Annotated in this window: 20 protein-coding genes; all 20 read left to right on the top strand. The window is 40.2% G+C overall.

Annotated features, from left to right (window positions below):
• The first annotated feature begins 162 nt into the window (after window positions 1-162).
• The 20 genes from I6N96_RS17765 (at window position 163) to I6N96_RS17860 (ending at window position 21,427) form a co-directional block, all read left to right on the top strand.
• Window positions 163-999: a transporter substrate-binding domain-containing protein gene (locus I6N96_RS17765; RefSeq protein WP_209558917.1), complete on the top strand. Its 837-nt coding sequence runs from the start codon at window positions 163-165 to the stop codon at window positions 997-999.
• An 18-nt stretch (window positions 1,000-1,017) separates the two neighbouring features.
• Window positions 1,018-1,707, top strand: a complete 690-nt coding sequence (locus tag I6N96_RS17770) for an amino acid ABC transporter permease (protein ID WP_209558918.1) — start codon at window positions 1,018-1,020, stop codon at window positions 1,705-1,707.
• A gap of 10 nt (window positions 1,708-1,717) precedes the next feature.
• Window positions 1,718-2,452 (top strand): amino acid ABC transporter ATP-binding protein, encoded by a 735-nt coding sequence (locus I6N96_RS17775; protein ID WP_245187040.1) that lies wholly within the window; start codon window positions 1,718-1,720, stop codon window positions 2,450-2,452.
• A gap of 243 nt (window positions 2,453-2,695) precedes the next feature.
• On the top strand, window positions 2,696-3,223 hold the full coding sequence (locus I6N96_RS17780) for a YqeG family HAD IIIA-type phosphatase (RefSeq protein WP_209558919.1): 528 nt from the start codon (window positions 2,696-2,698) through the stop codon (window positions 3,221-3,223).
• Complete coding sequence (gene yqeH, locus I6N96_RS17785; protein ID WP_209558920.1) at window positions 3,220-4,329, top strand: ribosome biogenesis GTPase YqeH; 1,110 nt, start codon at window positions 3,220-3,222, stop codon at window positions 4,327-4,329. The genes I6N96_RS17780 and yqeH overlap by 4 nt, the downstream gene beginning before the upstream one ends.
• Window positions 4,330-4,351: 22 nt before the next feature.
• Complete coding sequence (gene yhbY / locus I6N96_RS17790; protein ID WP_209558921.1) at window positions 4,352-4,663, top strand: ribosome assembly RNA-binding protein YhbY; 312 nt, start codon at window positions 4,352-4,354, stop codon at window positions 4,661-4,663.
• Between the two features lie 23 nt (window positions 4,664-4,686).
• Window positions 4,687-5,334: a nicotinate-nucleotide adenylyltransferase gene (locus tag I6N96_RS17795; RefSeq protein ID WP_209558922.1), complete on the top strand. Its 648-nt coding sequence runs from the start codon at window positions 4,687-4,689 to the stop codon at window positions 5,332-5,334.
• Window positions 5,324-5,914: a bis(5'-nucleosyl)-tetraphosphatase (symmetrical) YqeK gene (gene yqeK, locus I6N96_RS17800; protein WP_209559001.1), complete on the top strand. Its 591-nt coding sequence runs from the start codon at window positions 5,324-5,326 to the stop codon at window positions 5,912-5,914. The genes I6N96_RS17795 and yqeK overlap by 11 nt, the downstream gene beginning before the upstream one ends.
• A gap of 27 nt (window positions 5,915-5,941) precedes the next feature.
• Complete coding sequence (gene rsfS / locus I6N96_RS17805) at window positions 5,942-6,280, top strand: ribosome silencing factor (protein ID WP_209559002.1); 339 nt, start codon at window positions 5,942-5,944, stop codon at window positions 6,278-6,280.
• A 1-nt stretch (window position 6,281) separates the two neighbouring features.
• Window positions 6,282-7,019: a class I SAM-dependent DNA methyltransferase gene (locus I6N96_RS17810; RefSeq protein ID WP_209558923.1), complete on the top strand. Its 738-nt coding sequence runs from the start codon at window positions 6,282-6,284 to the stop codon at window positions 7,017-7,019.
• A gap of 762 nt (window positions 7,020-7,781) precedes the next feature.
• Entirely contained in the window at window positions 7,782-8,957 is a 1,176-nt protein-coding gene (locus I6N96_RS17815) for a nucleotidyltransferase (RefSeq protein WP_209559003.1), read from the top strand.
• 68 nt (window positions 8,958-9,025) lie between these two features.
• Window positions 9,026-9,745, top strand: coding sequence for a YebC/PmpR family DNA-binding transcriptional regulator (locus I6N96_RS17820; protein WP_209559004.1), 720 nt, complete (start codon window positions 9,026-9,028; stop codon window positions 9,743-9,745).
• Between the two features lie 667 nt (window positions 9,746-10,412).
• Window positions 10,413-14,726 (top strand): LPXTG cell wall anchor domain-containing protein, encoded by a 4,314-nt coding sequence (locus I6N96_RS17825; RefSeq protein WP_209558924.1) that lies wholly within the window; start codon window positions 10,413-10,415, stop codon window positions 14,724-14,726.
• Between the two features lie 263 nt (window positions 14,727-14,989).
• The gene (locus I6N96_RS17830; protein WP_209558925.1) at window positions 14,990-15,127 is read left to right on the top strand and encodes a hypothetical protein; all 138 of its coding nucleotides are present in this window, start codon (window positions 14,990-14,992) and stop codon (window positions 15,125-15,127) included.
• A 219-nt stretch (window positions 15,128-15,346) separates the two neighbouring features.
• Window positions 15,347-15,502 carry a hypothetical protein gene (locus I6N96_RS17835; RefSeq protein ID WP_209558926.1) on the top strand — a complete coding sequence of 52 codons (156 nt, stop codon included), beginning with the start codon at window positions 15,347-15,349 and terminating at the stop codon, window positions 15,500-15,502.
• A gap of 603 nt (window positions 15,503-16,105) precedes the next feature.
• Window positions 16,106-17,608 (top strand): glycerol kinase GlpK, encoded by a 1,503-nt coding sequence (gene glpK, locus I6N96_RS17840; RefSeq protein ID WP_209558927.1) that lies wholly within the window; start codon window positions 16,106-16,108, stop codon window positions 17,606-17,608.
• Window positions 17,609-17,792: 184 nt separating this feature from the next.
• Window positions 17,793-18,569: a DeoR/GlpR family DNA-binding transcription regulator gene (locus I6N96_RS17845; protein WP_209558928.1), complete on the top strand. Its 777-nt coding sequence runs from the start codon at window positions 17,793-17,795 to the stop codon at window positions 18,567-18,569.
• A 320-nt stretch (window positions 18,570-18,889) separates the two neighbouring features.
• Window positions 18,890-19,585, top strand: coding sequence for a deoxyribose-phosphate aldolase (gene deoC / locus I6N96_RS17850; protein ID WP_209558929.1), 696 nt, complete (start codon window positions 18,890-18,892; stop codon window positions 19,583-19,585).
• Window positions 19,586-20,032 (top strand): PTS sugar transporter subunit IIA, encoded by a 447-nt coding sequence (locus tag I6N96_RS17855; RefSeq protein ID WP_209558930.1) that lies wholly within the window; start codon window positions 19,586-19,588, stop codon window positions 20,030-20,032.
• 15 nt (window positions 20,033-20,047) lie between these two features.
• The gene (locus tag I6N96_RS17860) at window positions 20,048-21,427 is read left to right on the top strand and encodes a PTS fructose transporter subunit IIC (RefSeq protein ID WP_209558931.1); all 1,380 of its coding nucleotides are present in this window, start codon (window positions 20,048-20,050) and stop codon (window positions 21,425-21,427) included.
• Window positions 21,428-21,446 lie beyond the last annotated feature (19 nt).

Here is a 21,446-nt window from a genome sequence, read left to right on the forward strand (position 1 = left end):
TAAAATTTCAAAAAAACGAATAAAATGGATGATTTTTCATTTTTGGTATGGTATGATAAGAACACTTAAGAATCTTGATTATTTATTTCTTTTGAAAAGGAACATTAAATCAATTAGAAAACAACTTGCTGGGGACCAGCTGAAAAGGAAGGGATCAATCGTATGAAAAAAATGAAGACTGTGTTAATGGCACTCTTAGCCGTTGTTACTTTAGCGGCGTGTGGTGGAAATGGAGATACAAAGGATTCCGGAAGTGCGAAAACAGAAAGCGCACTGGATAAGATCAAAGAAAAAGGAAAACTGGTGGTTGGGACATCAGCTGATTTTGCTCCTTTTGAATTTAAAACGTTAGTTGATGGAAAGGACACGATTGTCGGGTCTGATATTGACATGGTAAAAGCGATTGGTGAGAAGCTGGGTGTTGAGGTTGAGTTTATGGATATGCAGTTCGATGCGGTGTTAGTTGCTCTTCAACAAAACAAAGTGGATATCGCAGTTTCAGGAATCTCTGCAACCGCTGAGCGGAAAAAATCATTTGATTTCTCAGTGCCTTACTACAATCCACCTCAAAAAATTGTGATCAATAAGAAGAATAAAGATATGTTCACTTCTATTGAGTCATTGGATGGTAAAAAGGTTGGTGCCCAAAAGGGATCGATTCAAGAAGGAGTAGTGGAGGATCAATTGCCGGATTCACAGAAGGTGTCGATTCCCCGCGTACCTAATCTGATTGTAGAATTAAATCAGGGATCGATCGATGCACTAGTACTTGAAGAAACAATTGCAGAGTCTTACCTTAGCCAGAATCCGGATTTGATGATTGCGGATATTGAGTTGACATCAAGTGAAGATGAAGCATTTGCGATTGCTTTGCCAAAGGGACAAGATGAGTTGAAAAAGGAAATCGACAGTATTTTACAGGAAATGATCGACGACGGTTCTATTGATCAGTATGTACAGGACGCGATGGCCTTAGCAGATAAAAATACAGAAGAATAGTTTGGAGGTCGTCAACGCATGAATTTCTCTTTTTTAGAAACCTATATTCAATACTTTATTTCCGGAGCAGGTGTAACGGTCATTATCTCCCTAGTTACTGTATTTTTTGGAACATTGATGGGCGTACTGGTTGCACTGCTGAAGCTCTCCAAGGTTTCACCTCTACGCTGGCTTGCCAACATTTATATTGAGGTATTTCGTGGAACACCCATGCTGATACAGGTGTTGATAGGTTTCGGGCTGCTTCAAAATCTTTTTCCTTCTGTTAATATTCCGGTGGGGATACTTACGATCGATATGGGACGCTTAGTACCTGGGATGATTGTTCTTTCATTGAATTCAGGGGCATATGTTGCAGAAATCGTTCGGGCAGGTATCACAGCTGTCAACTATGGACAGACAGAAGCGGCACATTCGCTTGGTCTGCGTCCGATACAGGCGATGCGCTATGTGATCTTACCTCAGGCACTGCGTAATATTCTACCGGCTTTGGGAAATGAGTTCATCATCTTGATCAAAGACTCTTCTTTGTTGTCTATCATTGGAATCAATGAATTGTTGAGTAGTGCGCAGACTGTCATTTCCAGCACATATATTCCGTTGGAGCCGTACTATATTGCAGCGGCAATCTACTTTGTCATGACATTTTTGACATCCAGAGCGCTGGCAGCATTCGAGAAGAAGCTTGGAAAAGGATACCATCGATAGGAGAGATGATATGAATCACGCGATTATTGATATTCAGCAGCTATATAAAGATTTTGGAGAGGTTCATGTATTGAAAGGAATCGAGTATCAGGTAAAAAAAGGAGAAGTTACAGTGATCATCGGTCCATCCGGTTCAGGGAAGAGCACCTTCCTCCGCTGTTTGAATCTTCTTGAGGTACCGACATCCGGCAAGATTTTTTTTGAAGAAACAGATATTACAGATAAGAAAAATGATATTTTCAAAATGAGAGAGAAGATGGGGATGGTCTTTCAACAGTTCAATTTATTCCCGAATATGACAGTCATGGAAAATTTAATTTTATCACCTATGAAGGTAAAGAAGATGACGAGAGAAGCAGCAGAGGAAATTGCATGGAAGCTGTTGAAAAAAGTTGGTCTGGAAGAAAAAGCAGCAGACTACCCGCAATCATTATCTGGTGGTCAGCAGCAGCGGATTGCTATTGCCAGAGCTTTAGCCATGGAACCGGACATCATGCTTTTTGATGAGCCGACATCTGCGCTGGACCCGGAGATGGTCGGCGAGGTCCTGAATGTGATGAAGGAACTGGTAGATGAAGGAATGACGATGGTAATCGTTACTCATGAGATGGGCTTTGCACGAGAAGTCGGTGATACGATCCTATTTATGGATGAAGGTATGATCGTCGAACAAGGTCTGCCGGAACAGGTATTCGATCATCCGCAGAATAGTCGAACTGCTGATTTTCTCAGCAAGGTGCTTTAAGAAACAAATTCCATTGAACATAGGAACTAATCATCAGCATTTATAGAAATTTTTGCTGAAATGCAGTATAATACTACAGAAGAGGTCGGGACAAAAGTCATGAAGCTTCATAGAAGCAGACTTTGTCCCGCTATTTGTTCATTTTTAACAGCGCCTTGTTTGAACTGAACAAAATTTTTTTATGTACATACAAATAAATCCTAGTATTGTTATAGAGGGTTTATATAGACGAGAGGAGTCACCATGTTTTCAAAATTTAAACCGACCTGGATGGTCGAGGCAATCTACCAAGTCACCCCTGCACAGCTTCGTGCGTTAGGAGTCAAAGCTGTTCTAACTGACCTAGACAATACGCTGATTGCGTGGAATAATCCAGATGGAACAGAAGAGTTATTAGTATGGATAGAGGAAATGAGAAATGCAGGTCTGCCTGTGATCGTTGTTTCCAATAACAAGGACAGTCGAATCAAGCGAGCCGTAGAAAATTTCGAGCTGGACTATGTTGCTCGAGCGATGAAGCCGTTAACCAAGGGTTTTAAGGAAGCTGAAAAGAAGCTTGGCTTGAAGCCTGAGGAAATGATCATGGTCGGTGATCAGATCATGACAGATATACGAGGTGCCAATGCGGCGGGAATCAGAAACATCCTTGTACGTCCAATCGTAGATACCGATGGCTGGAACACACGGATCAATCGCTTTTTTGAACGAATAATCATGAAGCATCTAGCGAAGAAGCATCCTGAGATGGAATGGAAAGGCGGATTAGAATGAGTGAATCAGTTCACTGCATAGGCTGTGGAGCAGAAATTCAGACAGAGAGACCGAATGAACTGGGCTACACACCACAAGCAGCTTTTGATAAAGGTATGGAAACAGGCGAGGTTTATTGTCAGCGTTGTTTTCGCTTAAGACATTATAATGATATCCAAGATGTACATTTGACAGATGATGATTTCTTACGTCTATTAAATGAGCTTGGACGAGAAGATGCGTTGATTGTCAACGTTGTAGATATTTTCGATTTTAATGGTTCCTTGATACCTGGTCTGCATCGCTTCATCGGAAATAATCCGGTATTGCTTGTAGGTAATAAAAAGGATATCCTGCCTAAATCGTTGAAAAAGGGGAAGTTGATTCAATGGATGAAGGAGCGTGCTCATGAGCAAGGGCTTCGTCCGGTGGATGTTCTTTTGACCAGTGCTAAAAAGACACATGAAATGGATGAGTTGTTGGCAGCAATCGAAAAATATCGTGAAGGCCGCGATGTGTATGTTGTCGGTGTAACTAATGTTGGAAAATCGACATTGATCAATCAAATCATCAAGAAAACAGCTGGAGTGAAGGACGTTATTACGACCTCTCAGTTCCCGGGGACAACATTAGATAAGATTGAGATTCCTTTGGATGATGGTCATTTCTTGATCGATACACCGGGAATCATCCATCGTCATCAAATGGCCCATTATCTTGGTAAAAAAGACTTGAAGTTGATTGCACCGCAAAAGGAAATCAAGCCAAAGGTGTATCAATTAAACCCGGAGCAAACCCTATTTTTAGGCGGGCTGGCTCGATTTGATTTCATTCAGGGGAAACGCAGCTCATTTATTGCCTATGCCTCTAATGATTTAATGATTCATCGAACGAAGCTAGAGAATGCGGATCAATTTTATGACAAGCATGTTGGTGGACTGCTGCAGCCCCCAAGGCCAGATGAAGTATCTGATTTTCCGGAGCTGGTACGCTTCGAGTTTTCAGTGAAGGAAAAGACTGATATTGTTTTTGCCGGATTAGGCTGGATCACTGTTCAGGAGCCGTGTGTAGTTGCGGGATGGGCACCAAAAGGCGTGGAAGTTTTAAGAAGAAAAGCATTGATATAAACATATAGAGAGAAGGATTTTCGTGGAGCTAAGAGGAAAACAGAAGCGCTATTTAAGAAGTCAGGCGCATCATCTTCATCCGATTTTTCAAGTAGGAAAAGGCGGATTGAATGAAGAAATGATCGTTCAGGTCAATGAAGCATTGGAAAAACGCGAACTGATCAAGGTCAGTTTATTACAGAATACAGAAGAAGTCGCTGAAGATGTTGCAGCAGTTATTGAAAAAAAGACTGGCTGTAATGTTGTTCAGATCATTGGACGGGTATTGGTTTTGTTCAAACCATCATCTAAAGAAAAATATCAGAAATACTCTAAAGAGGTCAAATCAATTTAGCATAGTATTGGAGGAATCAGTCGATGAAGGCAACAGCCAGTGCGATAAGAGGAACTCAAACAATTGTTAAGGAAGAACTGCAGCTTTTTCAAAAACGCAAGCAGGTAGGGATATTAGGCGGTAACTTTAATCCGGTACATATGACTCACTTAGTCATTGCAGAACAGGTCCACCAACAGCTGGGCTTGGATAAAGTCTACTTGATGCCGTCCCATCTGCCGCCGCATGCAGATGAGAAGAAGACGATCGACAGTAAGCACCGACTTGCTATGTTGGAGCTGGCTGTTGACGGCAATCCCCATTTGGACATAGAGCCGATTGAATTAGCTCGTAAAGGGAAAAGCTATACCTATGATACGATGAAGGCGCTGATTCAGAATAATCCGGATACGGACTATTATTTCATTATCGGCGGCGACATGGTAGAGTATTTGCCAAAATGGTATAAAATCGATGAATTGATCCATATGACAAGCTTTGTCGGTACACGCCGGCCAAACTATGGAATAGAGACACCTTATCCGATCATCTGGGTGGATACGCCTCAAATGGACATCAGCTCCAGCATGATACGAGAAAAAATCCAAAATAACTGCTCCGTTCGCTACCTTCTTCCGGATAATGTGATAAACTATATCTACGAGAAGGGGCTGTATGCAGATGGAATTTAGCGATAAATATATGTCGTTGAAACGGGAAGAATTGATGCAGAAGGTTCAGATGCAGATGAGTGAACGACGCTTTATACATGTCCTCGGTGTGGAGGAGTCCGCTGTCGCTTTAGCAGCTAAGTACGGCTATTCTCAAGAAAAGGCCAGTATTGCCGCTTTGACTCACGATTACGCAAAGGAACGTCCAGATGATGAGTTTCGGCTAATCATCGAGCGTGACGGCTATAATCCTGAGCTGTTGGAATACGGTAATGCAATCTGGCATGGTCTGGTAGGAGCGGATATGGTAGAGCGTGAGCTGGGTATCACGGATGAGGACATCCTGACAGCTATTCGACTACATACTACCGGGGCAGCTGAAATGTCTTTATTGGATAAAATCATCTATGTTGCTGATTATATTGAACCGAACCGGAAATTTCCGGGAGTCAAAGAAGCCAGAGAACTGGCGTTGATCGATCTTGATGAAGCCGTAGCGTATGAAACAAAGCATACCTTGCAGCATTTGATCGATCAGGAACAAAAAATATACCCAAAGACGATTGAAACCTATAATCGCTGGGTCGTGAACAATCAATAGGAGGGAACTATCATCGATAGTCAGAAAATTTTAGAAATTGCTGTAAAAGCAGCTGATTCAAAAAGAGCAGAAGATATTGTTGCACTTGAGGTCCAGGGGATTTCTCTTTTAGCAGATTACTTTATGATTTGTCAGGCAAATAGTGAAAGACAAATCAATGCTATTGTAGAAGAAATTCTTGATCAAGAAGAAGCAGCTGGTGTTGAAGTAAAACGTATTGAAGGAAAAGATGGCGGTAAATGGGTACTGATCGACCTTGGCGATGTGATTGCTCACGTTTTTCAGGCTTCAGAGCGTACATTCTACAACCTTGAAAAGCTTTGGTCTGATGCACCGTTAGTGAACATCGAACAATGGGTAGATTAAAATGACCTATAAAACATTTGCTTTTGTCTACGATGAAGTGATGGACGAAGCATTGTATGAGCAATGGCTGAATTTTTCTAAGAGGCATTTGCCAAAACAAACAGAACGAATTCTTGAGCTGGCTTGTGGAACAGGGCGTCTGGCTGTGGACTTTGCAAAGGCAGGCTATGACGTGACAGCGTTGGATTTGTCTGAAGAGATGCTGGCGATTGCCAGTAAACGCGCGGTTGAGGAAGAGGCTGAGATTCAATTTGTTCAGGGCGATATGATGGAGCTTTCAGAAGTTGGCCAGTATGAAGCAATCACTTGTTTTTCAGATTCTCTGTGTTATATGGAGAACCGCCGTGATGTTCAGCAAGTCTTTGATGAAGTTTATCAAGCATTGGAAGAGCAAGGAACATTTATTTTTGATGTTCATTCGATTTACCAGATCGACACTGTCTTTCCAGAATATAGTTATCATTATCAGACAGAGGATTTTGCTTTTCTTTGGGACAGTTACCAAGGAGAAAAAGAGCATAGCATTGAACACTTTCTGACTTTCTTTGTGAAACAGGAAGAAGATAAGGCGCTCTTTGTTCGTAGAGATGAACTGCATAAGGAACGCACGTATACTTTGGATACTTATCTGCGGATGCTTGAAGGCAGCGGCTTTATGAATGTTCAAGTATATGCTGATTTTACTGATGAGCAGCCGAAGGAAGACAGCGCACGCTGGTTTTTTGTCTGTGAAAAGTAAAAGATAAACAAGAATTGAAAGCTGAGGGACGGATGAATTTATCAGACGACTCTCAGCTTTTCTAATTACCCTAGTTCCACAGACTAACTTCCTCGGTAATAAAATAACTTGTCTTCAGTGATAAAGGATATTGCCAGTTCTACTAAATATAGGAACTGATAGTAGAATGGTATGCGTAGAGAAAATAGAAGAAATTTTTGTTTATCAAAAATTATGTCATAGTGATGAACTAGCTGCCAGTTCTACTAAATGTGGGAACCTATAGTAGAATGGTATGCGTAGAGAAAATAGAAGGAATTTTTGTTTATCAAAAATTATGTCATAGCGATGAACTAGCTGCCAGTTCTACTAAATGTAGTAACCTATAGTAGAATGGTATGTGAAGTAAAGATAAGGCTAAATTTTCTATAGAAAATTTAGTTACATAATGATTAGCTAACCAAATCAGATATGGTTCCTATATTACTCGAAAGTTGATCGAGTCTATTTAGCTTTTCTATTTGTCTAGCTGCACAAACTAGCTTCCTCGGTAATAAGATAACTTATCTTCAATGATAAAGAACATTGTCAGTTCTACTAAATGTAGGAACCTATAGTAGAATGGTATGTGAAGCGAAGATAAGGCTAAATTTTCTATAGAAAATTTAGTTACATAATGATTAGCTAACCAAATCAGATAAGGTTCCTATATTACTCAAAAGTTGATCGAGTCTGTTTAGCTTTTCTATATACAATCATCAGAAAAAGGGAGGGAATGGAATGATGAAAGCTTGTGGTATTATTGTTGAATATAATCCCTTTCATAAAGGGCACGCATATCATGTACAAAAAGCTCGTGAGCTGTCTGGTGCAGAGGTTGTAGTGGCTGTCATGAGCGGTAATTTTCTGCAAAGAGGGGAACCGGCGATCTTGGATAAATGGACTCGGGCAAAGCAAGCACTGGACAATGGTGTAGATTTAGTTGTTGAACTTCCTGTTGCTTGGGCTGTTCAGTCTGCTGATTATTTTGCCCGAGGGGGGATCAAGCTGCTGCAGGCATTGAATTGTCACTCCTTGTGCTTTGGTACAGATAGTCCTAAGGCAATCGATTATGCGGCATTTGGTCAATTTGCAGTTGAAAATGAAGCGTTGATTGCAGCAAAATATAAGGAGCTGGCAGACAAACAGCTGAATTATCCTCAACAGATGACACGGGTTTTTCAAGAGCTGTATCCGGAGCTGCACCTTGATTTTGATTCGCCTAATCATGTATTGGGACTTAGTTATGCAAAGGAGAATGCCAAATATAAGCAGCCTATGAAGCTGATTCCATTAAAGCGGGAGGTCGCCCATTACAATGAGGAAACAATCCATCAACAATTTGCTAGTGCTACAGCTGTTAGAGCGAGAGCGTTGAAAGGGGCTTGGCAAGAGCTGGCTCCGGTTGTTCCGGAAGAGACCTATACAGATTTGCGTAAAGGCCCGCTTGTTTCGTGGGAAAACTACTGGCCCCTGCTGCAGTATCGACTGATCAGTAGCTCAGTTGAGGAGTTACGGGAGATTTATCAAATGACTGAGGGACTCGAGTATCGTTTAAAGGAGCAAGTGCTTGGTGCGGCGAACTTCCATCAATTTATAGAAGCTGTGAAAACAAAGCGATATACTTGGACTAGATTGCAGCGCCTGTCTGTTTATACACTGCTGAGCATTTCAGATCAGGAGATTCGTGAGAGCTGGGAGAATAGCAGTCTGCGAATATTAGGTATGTCTGAATCTGGACAAAACTATCTGAAAAGTCAAAAAGAAGCAGCTGGATTGCCGATTTTGACCAAGCAATCCAAACAAATGAGCCGCTATTTTGAAGCTGGACTGAAGAGCGATCGTATTTATCAACTAGGAGATTCGAATATTTCGGATCAGAATATTGGTCGTTTTCCTATTCGAATAAAAAATGCTTAACAAAAGCGGCCTCTACAAGTATAATGGAAAAGGTTATTACTTATAAAAAAAGAAAGCGAAGTGAGAATATGGGCCGTAAATGGGCAAATATTAAAGAGAAAAAAGCTGCCAAAGACGCAAACAATAGTCGAGTTTATGCAAAATTTGGTATTGAGATCTACGTAGCAGCAAAATCAGGTGATCCTGACCCACATGCAAATCAAAAGCTGCGGTTTGTCATCGAACGAGCTAAAACATATAATGTACCAAAACATATTATTGATAGAGCTATCGAAAAGGCAAAGGGGTCAGGTGATGAGCAATATTCTGAACTGCGCTATGAAGGTTTCGGACCGAATGGATCGATGATCATTGCCGATGCATTAACGAATAACGTTAATCGTACTGCAGCTGATATTCGTGCAGCTTTTGGTAAAAACGGCGGGAATATGGGTGTCAGCGGAGCTGTTTCCTACATGTTCGATAACACAGCAATTATTGGTTTTGAAGGCTCTGATGCAGATGACATTTTAGAATATCTGATGGAGAAGGATATCGATGTGCGTGATGTAGTTCAAGAAGATGACCAAATCATTGTATACGGTGAGCCGGAGGATCTTCATACGATTCAAGAAGCGCTAAAGGAAAAAGGCATCGAAGAGTTTTCTGTAACTGAATTGGAAATGGTTGCACAAAATGAAGTAACATTGACAGGCGATGACTTGGAAAAATTCGAAAAAATGATCGATGTTTTAGAAGATTTGGAAGACGTTCAAAAAGTCTATCACAATGTTGACTTAGGTGAATAAATAAAATAGCAATCCCCCTTAGAAATATTCCGGACCAACGGCGTATTTCTAAGGGGGATTTTTGTTATATAGTTACCTGTGAACAGGAATAAAGGCAAATAAAAAACCCCTCATACCACACACTAATATGAAGGGAAACACAATATGAAATCTAAGATTGAATACATAATATCATGAAAAAGATTTTTTCTCAATAATTTTGCTCATTTTATAAATATGTGAGAAGAATGTAAGTTTAATCTAACTGAAATGGTACATTGTTCTAATTTTCATACAAAAATAGGAGAATAATGATTTCATCTTAGTGATATTTGTATAAATATATGCAAAAGGTATTAAAAATATAAATATGCTGTTTTTTTGACAAGTAGAAATATATATAGTTATAATTGTTAAAAATATAAAATATGTATATTTTTGATATAAAAATGATTGAAGTTAATGATTCGTTACACCGTATAAAGCCTATAACAACAGTATGTTTTTTCAAAAAATTAGATAATTACTCAAAAATATGATAAATAAATTACTTAGAATTAATGTATAATTACAGTCGTGTAACTATATGTTTCTTTATGCGAAATATGCTGTTATTACTAGGGGTTAGGGAATTGTTACTTCATAATGAAGTGTTGGAAAATAACAAGAAGGAAGGTAGTTTTAACTAATGAATTATTCATGGAAGAGAGGCTCGTTCAAGTTCTTACTGTACTCTAGTACACTGATTGTCGGAACCGCGAGTCCGATTAGTTCACTGGCTGCAATTATTCAGCCAAGTGATTCTGTAGAACAACAGGGAGTGCAGAGGGATTATGCATCAGCACTGCAAGCTTATGAGGATGCAAAATCAGATTATGAGACGACCTTGAGCAACTACAATGATGCATTGGATGTATATAACGATGCGAAAGATGAGGCAGATGTAAAATTTGCAGCAGCAGAAGTACTGAAGGATGAACTGGATACCTTAAAAGACCAGTACACCACTAAGTTGGAGACATTCGAACCAATTGCTGCAGCATATGAAGAGGCACGGGTTGCTTATGAAGAAAACAAAGAGGAGTACGAGCTCAATGTAGCGAGCTATAATCAGGAGAAAGCTGCATATGAAGCGGAAAGAGCTGCTTATATACTTGTAAAAGATGATTACGATATTGCAAAATCCACCTATGAAACAGCTGTAACTGATTATGAAGCAGCAAAAGCTTTGGCTGAAATCGAGCGAAATAATTATGAAACTTTACGTGAGCAATACGAAGAGAAGCGCACAGCTTATGAAGATGCTGCAGCAGACTACGAAGAAATCAAAACAACGTATAACGATGCAAAAATTACCTACGCAGATAATTTGGCAAGCTATAATACAAAGAAACAGGGCTATGAAGAGTTGTTGAGCCTGTACGATTCTAAGAAAGCTGACTATGATTTAGCCGCAGCAAATTTTAATTTAGCGACGGTTACATATAATGATTTAAAGGATGATTTGGAGATTTCCAAAGTAGCCTATGAGGCGGATAAAGTACTTTATGATCAAGCGTTGAGTAGTTACAAGGGAATCGCCGATGCCTATGATGTGTCTAAAGAAAATTATCTGGCTGATAAAGCGGACTATGAAAGTCAATTGGCAGCTTTGAAGACATCGATCACTGAGTATGAGAATAAACTAGCAGCATATAACCAAGTTAAGGCAGACTATACAACAACAAAGGATGCCTATGAAACAGCATTAGCTGAATATGATGCTTTGACTGTAGAAGTAACAGATATGGCAGCTGAGTATGATACTGAAAGAATCGCTTATGAAACAGCGAAGCAAAACTATGATCTGGAAACAGCAGCGTATGAAACAGCTAAAGCAGATTACAATCAGCAAAAAGCAAGTTATGACACTCAATTGTCTACCTATACAGCAGAACTAGACTCTTACAATACGAAGCGTGCAGAAGCTGAATCTGTGTTGAAGCAATACGATGAGGGGACAGTTGAGTACGCGGCAGCATTGGCAGCATATAATGAGAATACGCAGCGCTATAATGAAACAAAAGAAAAATATGATGCTGTAGAACAACAATTGGCTGCATTAACAGCTCAGCACCAAGTTGTCCAAACAGAATATGAAGCAGTTCAAAGTAATTATCAGACAATACTAACCTCTTATCAATCAACAAAACAAAAGTATGATGCTTTGGTTGCAAAACATGACCAGCTGCAAGCTGACTATCAAAAACTTGAAGCTGATTATCAAGCAATCAGTGTTGAGTATGATCAAGTGATGCTTGTTTATACTGACACAGAAACAGCATATAATGCTGTTGTTGACAAAGAAGTAGAGGTAAGAGACCAGTATGACCAGTTGACAGCAGCCCATTTGGCAATTACAGCGGAGTACGATAATGCTAAGCAGGAATTTGATGATGTACTGATCAAATTTGAAGCTGCAAATACTGTGTATGAATCTGTTACTGAACAATTTGAAACTGCTAGAGCTGAATATGATCGTTTGTTTATAATCCAACAGGGATTGCGTGAAGAATTGAGTGACCTTGAGATAGAATGTGCTCAGGTGTTAGCGGAATTTTCTGCATTAGACACGATTTTGACTAATGTCAAAAATGAATATACGGCACTTGAAACGCAGTACAATGATGCAAAAGATCAACAAGATGCTCTTGATCAAGAATTGGCACTACTTGAAGTTGATCGTGCTGCTGCTGAAACAGCATATATAAGTGCACAACAGGCAATTGACACAATAAAAGCAAGCTATGAACTACGAGAAGCTGAGTACGAAGCGATGGCAGCGTACTATATTAGTGTGAAGGAACACTATGATAGAGTTTATGCACAGTATTTGCTTACTACAAGTAAATTTACTACGGTTGATTTAGAGTATACGGCACATGAAGCAGAGTATAACGCTATTTCAGCAGAATATGGGAATGCTGCTGGATTGCTTGCTGATCTTGATGCAAAGCAGACGGAAGTATTGAGCAAGTATACAGCTGCATTTGCAGCATGGGAAGACGCTGATACCTCCTATACAACAGCAAAAGGCTTATTGGAAGATCTTGAACTCGATCGTGCGGCCGTTATGTTGGAGTATCAAAATTTAGAAGCTGCACATGACCTTGCTGTAAGTGAATATGAAACAGCTAGAGCACCTTACGAAACTGCATATGCTGCTTATTTAGCTGCTGATGCAGCAAAGGACGTCATTAATGCTGCTATTATAGATATGAATGCCGTACTGGCTGATTTTCCAAGTGGTGCAATTACACAAGGAAACCTTGCTAATATTGAAACAGAATTAGCAAATTGGGAAGCAAAATATGATTTAGCCAAAGCAGCTTTAGATGATGCTTATACAATTTCATGGCCAGTCATTGAGGCTTATGAATCTGCAAATGAAGAATACAAAAAAGATCCGTTTAATGTAAATCCATTGGAAAATGTATATAATCCTCCTGGATTTGGAGCTAACTTAGCGAGTTATATTCAAGAAGTAGAAGAAGTAGCGCATGGGAATATGGAAACAGCTAAGGCTTATGAAAAATATTATCAGGCTTATAATGAATATCTTAGTGATTATGCTGCATATCGTGATGGTTGGAAAACAGGCAATGCTGGAGATCCTGATAATGAATTATTAACAATTTGGCAACCAGTTATTAATTCTGTACGTAAACAAGATAGAAACTATGGACTTTTAGGTTATACTGATGAACAATTACAGGCGATGAATACAATAGAAGAGTTTGAGGAATTTATTGCTGCCTATGAAGCCAAGGGGAGTGAAGCGCTTGCTAATATTCTTGCATATATTGAAGATTATATAAAAGTAGTCGATGCTCAATGGTCTGAAGATCAAGATAGCTTGAAAGCTGAAGTAGATGAATTTACAGCAGCAACAGGAATCAGTGTTATTAGCTTTTTTGACAAAGATATGCTTACTGAAAATACTGTTGAAATGTATGAACAGCTATTATCTGCATATAACAAAAATGTTAATTATCTAAAACTTACAGCTGTACGTTATCCCTATTATGCAAGTACTCAAAGTGTCTATGCTTGGATTACGGAACATAACACTAATTTTTCAGGATTTGATGGAGAGTTAGGGGGACAACCGCTTTCTGATGCAGTGATTATACCAGGGTTTACTCCAAAAACAGTCACAACAAATATAAGCACATTAGATGTCAATCCGATTTCTGAACCGGATATTCCTGAAGTTGATCCGTTACCAGCAACACCAGCTGTTTTCGATGGGGTGAATATGCCGAACCCTGTTTCTACAATCACGCCTCACACACTTACAGTGACTGAGCCAACAGCCAAATCGACTTTAACAGTCGAAGATGTAGAAGCAATCGATGCACCTGAGTTAACGACGGCACGTGTATCTGACTACTTGGCAGATGTTGCTGCACCAGGTCAGTCACACGCTGTTGAAGAAGTAACATGGGAAAGCGAAGAAGCGGATGACGCGATTGTGGAGCCTGTTACTCCGGATGATGTAAATGATATAGAAGATGTTACTGGTGTTGATCCTGTAGAACGTCCAATTACGGTTGAGCCTGCTCCGGAAGCAGATGAACCAGTAGTTCCGAATGTTGTTGCGCCGGAATCTGTGACTCCTACAACACCTCCAGTAGAAACGGTTGTAGATATTGTAGAAGTGGCTGAGCCTGATGCGCCTGTTGCAGTAGAAATGAGCACGAAACCAACAGCGCCGACAACATTGACAAAACCTGTAGAGAGAGCTCTTCCTGGAACCGGGACGACGACACCTACTACAACTACAGTGAATACACCAACATCGAATCAATTGCCAACTACCACTGCAGAAAGAAGAACATTGCCGAATACTGGAGCAGAAGATTCAGTTGCTGCACAAGGCTTTGGGATGCTTGCAACTGGTTTGGCAGGATCACTGATGTTCTGGAGAAGAAAAGGAAGACACGAACGTAAGTCTAAATAATATCAATAAATAATAACAGAGATACTAAAAATACTATGTGCTTTTTGAATATACATTGTATGCTTAAAGAGCAGTGAGTTTTATAAGAGCTCTCCGAAAATTCTATTTTTCATTATAGAATCGAAGAGGATTCTTATAATCCAGAAGAACAAAAAAGGTATGGACGGCTGCGTTATCCGTCCATACCTTTTGATTTTCCCGAAGAAAAAGTAAACTTTATTGAGTAATTACATAGAAATAAGCGACTGAAGCTAGATATTTCTATGAAAATTAGGTACAATAAAATTGCTGGTGCTTCGGTACTGGCAAAGGGCAACTTGGATAGAGAGTGGCAGCTTTCTATACAAGGCTTCATCATTTGGTTGGCGCCAGTGATGAAGTGCCTTTTTTATTTTGTTTGACCATAGGCTAGATACCAAGTAACAAGATAGGGTTGATAGATGGGTCTCTCAGGGAATCTGTATAGGTTATCTGTTTGGTCACATGCTCCTGCTATTATAAAGAATACTCTTCGATATACTAGCAGGATAGAAAAAAACGGTATCAGAGCTACCTGATACCGTCAATACTACATAACAAATATCACTTTGATTATCTGAAATCGGGAAAGGAGAAACCCTTTGAACGAACGTGCTCAGATAATGGAAAGAATCAACTACGTGATATTGTTTTGTAACTATTGGCATTTGTATCAACAGTGGCAGCTGCTTGTACAAGGCTCCGTTTCTTCGGTTGGCGCCGAAAAAAGAAGTGCCGTTTTTATTTATGATAAATAATTTATTTCTATCCTACCTCATCAGTATACCTAAAGAAGATTCTCTTCGCAATATAAAAATGGATTTTATCCTAATCTCTAAGTCTGATAATTTATACCTGATAGTGGATTTTTTACAGTCCGTATAGTGTCATTCTCCTTCAAAGATACATTTCTGGTTTACAGTGCTAAAGGAAGAAAGAGTTTTTATAATCAGTTATTAACTATCAGCGTATGGATTGAATGAAGGGATCATAAGCAGAATCAATTCAGAAACTGCCGACGATCAGCCTAAAATTTGATTAAAGGATAAGAATTATCTTCAAAAGATGATTTACCATGCGGATTCTTTTATAATAAAAAAGAAGTCATCATTTTGAATATGTCTGAATGTGTTAATGCAGGTATTTGTATCTGTAATGACTCGCTATCATTCAGCATTTGTTAGTGTATCAAAAAATTCAATAATCGTGCGGCTCACAGATAATGTGATGAGAATGATGGAGTAACAGTGTTTGTCCATTTATCTTGTAAGATTTATATGGAGTTCACGACGAATGTAGAAATTTCAGGTTTTATCAAGGTTTTGAAAGATATTCAAGTTGTCAGGGGGAAGAAACAAGGAATGAAAGAAAAAAAATATATCATGGCGATCGATCAAGGGACAACAAGCTCACGAGCGATTATTTTCAATAAAGAGGGAAAACAGGTTAGCAGTTCTCAAAAGGAGTTTCCTCAATATTTTCCAAATGCCGGTTGGGTGGAGCATAATGCCAGTGAAATATGGAACTCTGTTCAATCTGTCATCGCAGGGGTCTTGATCGAGTCAGATATCCGACCATCTGATATTGCGGGTATTGGTATTACCAATCAGCGGGAGACTACAGTTGTATGGGATAAGAAAACTGGGCTGCCTATCCATAACGCAGTAGTATGGCAATCCAGACAGTCTTCGCAAATCGCAGATCAGCTGAAAGCTGATGGCTATGGTGAGATGATCCATAAAAAAACTGGCTTGTTGATCGATGCGTATTTCTCGGCAACAAAGGTGCGTTGGATTTTAGACCATGTAGCTGGTGCTCAGGAACGAGCGGAAAAAGGAGAATTACTTTTTGGGACGATCGATACATGGCTGGTTTGGAAGCTGACTGGCGGGGAAACTCATGTGACAGATTACTCCAATGCAAGTAGAACGATGTTGTTTAACATTCATCAGTTGGATTGGGATCAGGATATTTTGGATTTATTAAATATTCCGAAAATCATGCTGCCGAAGGTTGCTTCTAATTCAGAAATTTATGGGCAGACAAAGAGCTATCACTTTTACGGCAGTGAGACACCGATTTCCGGTATGGCGGGAGATCAACAGGCAGCGTTATTCGGTCAGATGGCTTTTGAACCGGGCATGGTCAAGAATACATATGGCACAGGCTCCTTTATTGTGATGAACACCGGAGAGCAGCCGCAACTGTCAGCGAATAACCTACTGACTACGATTGGCTATGGTATCAATGGAAAAATCTATTATGCGTTAGAGGGAAGTATCTTTGTTGCGGGGTCTGCTGTTCAATGGCTAAGAGACGGGTTGAAGATGATCCATACCTCAGCAGAGTCAGAAGAGGCAGCCAGAGCTTCTGACAATCAAAATGAAGTGTATGTTGTGCCGGCATTTACCGGACTTGGTGCGCCGTATTGGGATTCAGATGCACGGGGAGCAGTATTTGGGTTGACCAGAGGGACAACGAGAGAAGATTTTGTGAAAGCTACCTTACAGGCTGTTGCCTACCAGGTTAGAGACATCATTGATACAATGAAGGACGATACAGGGATCGATATTCCCGTTTTGAAAGTAGATGGCGGGGCAGCAAACAATGATCTTCTGATGCAGTTTCAGGCGGATATCCTTAATACACCTGTTCAACGTGCCTATGACTTGGAAACAACTGCTTTGGGGGCTGCTTTTTTAGCAGGATTAGCTGTCGGCTTTTGGAAGGATCTTGATGAAATCAAAGAATTTTCTAAAGATGGTCGGCTGTTTGAATCAAACATGGCTGAGAGTGAAAGAGACGAGCTTTATGAAGGCTGGAAGCTGGCTGTAGCAGCAACTCAGATGTTTAAGCGTAAGTAGAGGTAATCACCGTGATGATACTTTGCAGGCTAGATGATGAAGCAATTTGATAAAAATAGGTGTTGCAATGATATTCTTGATCAATGTGCTGTCTGAAAATAGAAGCAAAAGCTTCACTTTCTCAAGGACGCATGTTACCATTTGAAATGAAAGTAAATAAAAGTAAGTGATAGGGTGTAAGAAAATGGAAGAAAATAAGTTTATGTATGCGGAGGAACGGAAAACAGAGATATTACGTCTTTTGGATGAACAGGAACGTGTTCAGGTAACAGATTTGGTTGAATTGTTTCAAGTTTCAGGTAGTACGATTCGAACAGATATGCGAGAATTGGAAAAAGAACATTTGCTGACAAGGACGCATGGAGGAGCCATCCGTAATCCACAGCGAAGCTTTGAGGATAAACCAAAGGTCAGGGCTCTTACCGATGAAAAGAGACGAATTGCCAGAAAAGCGGTCACTTTATTGAACGATGGGGACTCTTTAGTTATTGACACCGGAACTTCCTGTCTGGCCTTTGCGGAAGCATTGATTTATAGTCCAGTAAAATCACTGAGAATACTTACCTACGATTTGCAAATTGCGTCTATGTTGAGTGAGGAAACCGATCATGAAATATGTCTGATTGGCGGAGTCGTACGAAATGGGTTTCAATATGCCTCAGGAGAAATGGTTATTGAATCTCTTCGGACTTTTCTTGTGGATAAAGCGATCATAGGAACAACCTCTTTTTCTATAACGAAAGGGTACTCTACACCGAATGTTGGGACAGCAGAATTGAAGAAAGTGTTGTTTTCGATTGCCGATCAAAAGCTGATGCTTTGTGAGTCTAGTAAAATTGGTAAAGACAGCTTTAAACTATTTGCCTTGCCAAATGAGACAGATATTTTTATAACGGATACAACCATCAACAAGAGAGATCATGAGCTGTTAAAACAACAAATGACAGTTATTACTGCTTGATAGGAGCATCAAGGACAGCTCAAATAAATAATAAACTGTATTCAAGAGGCTGAGACAGAAGTGTTTAGCTACAAGCAATAAGCCGGAATTCACGAAAATTGTTTCACAAATTTTTGTTGAATTCCGGCTTATTGTCGTAGGAGCTACTTCTGACTCGCCGTTTATTCGGATTTAGGGTATGGAAAAGAGTGGCAACAGATTATTGTCCCACTCTTTTTATTCGCAAATGAAAGTAATTTAACTTTCATTTGCTTTTATATGTTGACAAAATGAAAATTAGTGATAAAATGAAAACGAATTCAATTCAAGGAGGAATTTCAATGACATTTCAATTAACGGTAGAAGAACTTGCTGGTTTAGTCGATCACACATTATTAAAGGCAGATGCAGTACGTACGGGATTTGAGCAATTATGCAGGGAAGCGGATCAATATGGATTCAAAATGGTTGCAATCAATTCCTCACCAGTTCGTTTATGTGCAAAAATTTTAGAGGAAAGCCCGGTACATGTTGGGGCAGCGATTGGTTTTCCATTAGGGCAGACAACGATTGAGTCAAAAGTATTTGAGGTAGAAAATGCAATTGAGAACGGGGCAGATGAAATTGATTACGTAATCAACATTGGCGAGCTGAAGGATGGAAATTTGGCGTATATCCGCGAGGAGATGGAAAAGATTGTTGCCGTCTGTAAAGAACATAATATATTGAGCAAAGTGATTCTTGAAAACTGTTACCTGACCGATGCTGAAAAACGTGAGGTATGTGAATTGGCTAAGGAGATTCGACCTGATTTTGTAAAGACTTCCACAGGTTTTGGTACTGGTGGTGCGACGGTGGAGGATGTGCGTTTGATGAAGTCGGTCGTAGGCAATGATGTCAAAGTAAAAGCGGCTGGTGGTATACGGGATTTTGCAACTGCCAAAGCAATGGTTGAAGCAGGAGCGGAACGTCTTGGAACGAGCTCAGGTATTTCAATCGTTGAAGAATATAAGGCGTTGATCACGGAGGAGAGCTAAATGGGACTGAAAGAGCTGATGACAGAAGAGACAATTGTTTTGGAACTGAACAGTAAGTCAAAAACAATGGGGATTGAAGAGCTTGCAGAAAAAATGATGCAGGCGGGCAGGATAACTGATTTGACAAGCTACTTAGCTGCGGTCATGAAGCGTGAAGCAGAAGCAACGACAGGGATTGGATTTGGAGTAGGGATTCCTCATGGTAAATCAAAAGCAGTTTCTTCCCCAACTTTAGGATTTGGTCGAAGCAAGGAAGGGATCAGTTACGATTCTATGGACGGCAAGCCCGTTCATCTACTCTTTTTGATTGCCGTTCCTGAAAATTCTGATGATGAGCATCTGAGAATCTTGAGCCAGCTGTCACGCAAATTGATGCATCAGGATATTAGAGATCGTTTAATGAATGCTGTGGATGCAGAAGAGATTTATTCAATCATTGACGAATAAAAGGAGGAAGAAAAAATGAAAATTGTTGCAATTACCTCTTGTTCTACTGGGATCGCCCATACTTATATGGCTGCTGAAAATCTGGAAATAGCTGCAAAAGAAAAAGGATATGAGATAAAGGTTGAAACACAGGGATCTATTGGTGCTGAAAATGTTCTGACAGCAGAAGATATTGCTGAAGCAGATGCTGTTGTGATTGCTGCAAGTACAACGGTCAATAAAGACCGTTTCAACGGAAAACGTCTGGTTGAAGTAGATGTCAACGAAGCAATCAATGCTGGTCCAAATTTACTGGAACGCTCTTTAACTGCACCAGTATTTCAAAACAAAGTCTCTGATGGAGAAAAGTTAGAAGCGAAACAACCCGCAAAAGGGATATATAGCCATTTGATGACAGGTGTTTCTTATATGATTCCTTTTGTCGTTGCCGGCGGTCTATGTATTGCTTTAGCATTTGCCTTTGGCGGGATCAATGCGGAAGGAGAAATCGCCCAGACGATCAACGAGCTTGGCGGAATTGCTATGGGTTTGATGTGGCCGATTCTAGGCGGCTATGTAGCATTCTCAATTGCTGATCGCCCAGGGCTGGTACCGGGAATGGTGGCAGGTATGGTCGCTTCAGGTATGAATGCTGGTTTCCTTGGTGCTTTGCTCGGTGGATTTTTAGCAGGTTACACGATTCTTTTCTTAAAGAAATTCTTGAAGCTTCCTGCTGCTTTTTCAGGATTACTACCAGTTTTGATTCTGCCGATCCTTTCTGTTTTGATTGTTGGCGGCATTATGAAATTTGTCGTAGGTGTGCCGATTACTGCAATCAATGAAGGGATCATGAATTGGCTGAATAGTTTAACAGGGATCAACTCTGTTCTTCTCGGCTTGATTTTGGGTGCAATGATGGCTGTAGATTTGGCAGGTCCTATAGGAAAAGCAGCTTACTTTTTTGGCGTTGCCTCACTGACGAACTTAGCTGCAGGAGAAACAAGTACAATCATGGCAGCTGTTATGGTTTCAGGTATGGTTCCTCCTTTAGCAATGGCGCTGTCATCAACAGTTCTAGGAAAACAGCTTTATACAAATGAGGAGCGTGAAGCGGGGAAATCAGCATGGGTACTAGGCCTTTCCTTTATTTCAGAAGGAGCAATCCCATTTGCAGCAGCGGATCCTCTTCGTGTATTAGGATCAGTAACAATTGGTTCTGCACTCACAGGGGCGCTTTCGATGCTGTTTAATTGTGGAATTGCCGTTCCACATGGTGGATTCTTCGTATTCTTGATTCCCGGTGCAGTGTCCAATGTTCTCTTTTATATTATTGCATTGGCTGTGGGGACAGCTGTTAGCGGATTCTTAGTGACAGCAGTCAAACTAGCTGGTGCAAAGAAGCGTGAACAAGCGTGAAAAAGACATTTATGACTTG

The sequence above is a fragment of the Enterococcus larvae genome, from assembly GCF_017830045.1.
Lineage (GTDB): Bacteria > Bacillota > Bacilli > Lactobacillales > Enterococcaceae > Enterococcus_L > Enterococcus_L larvae.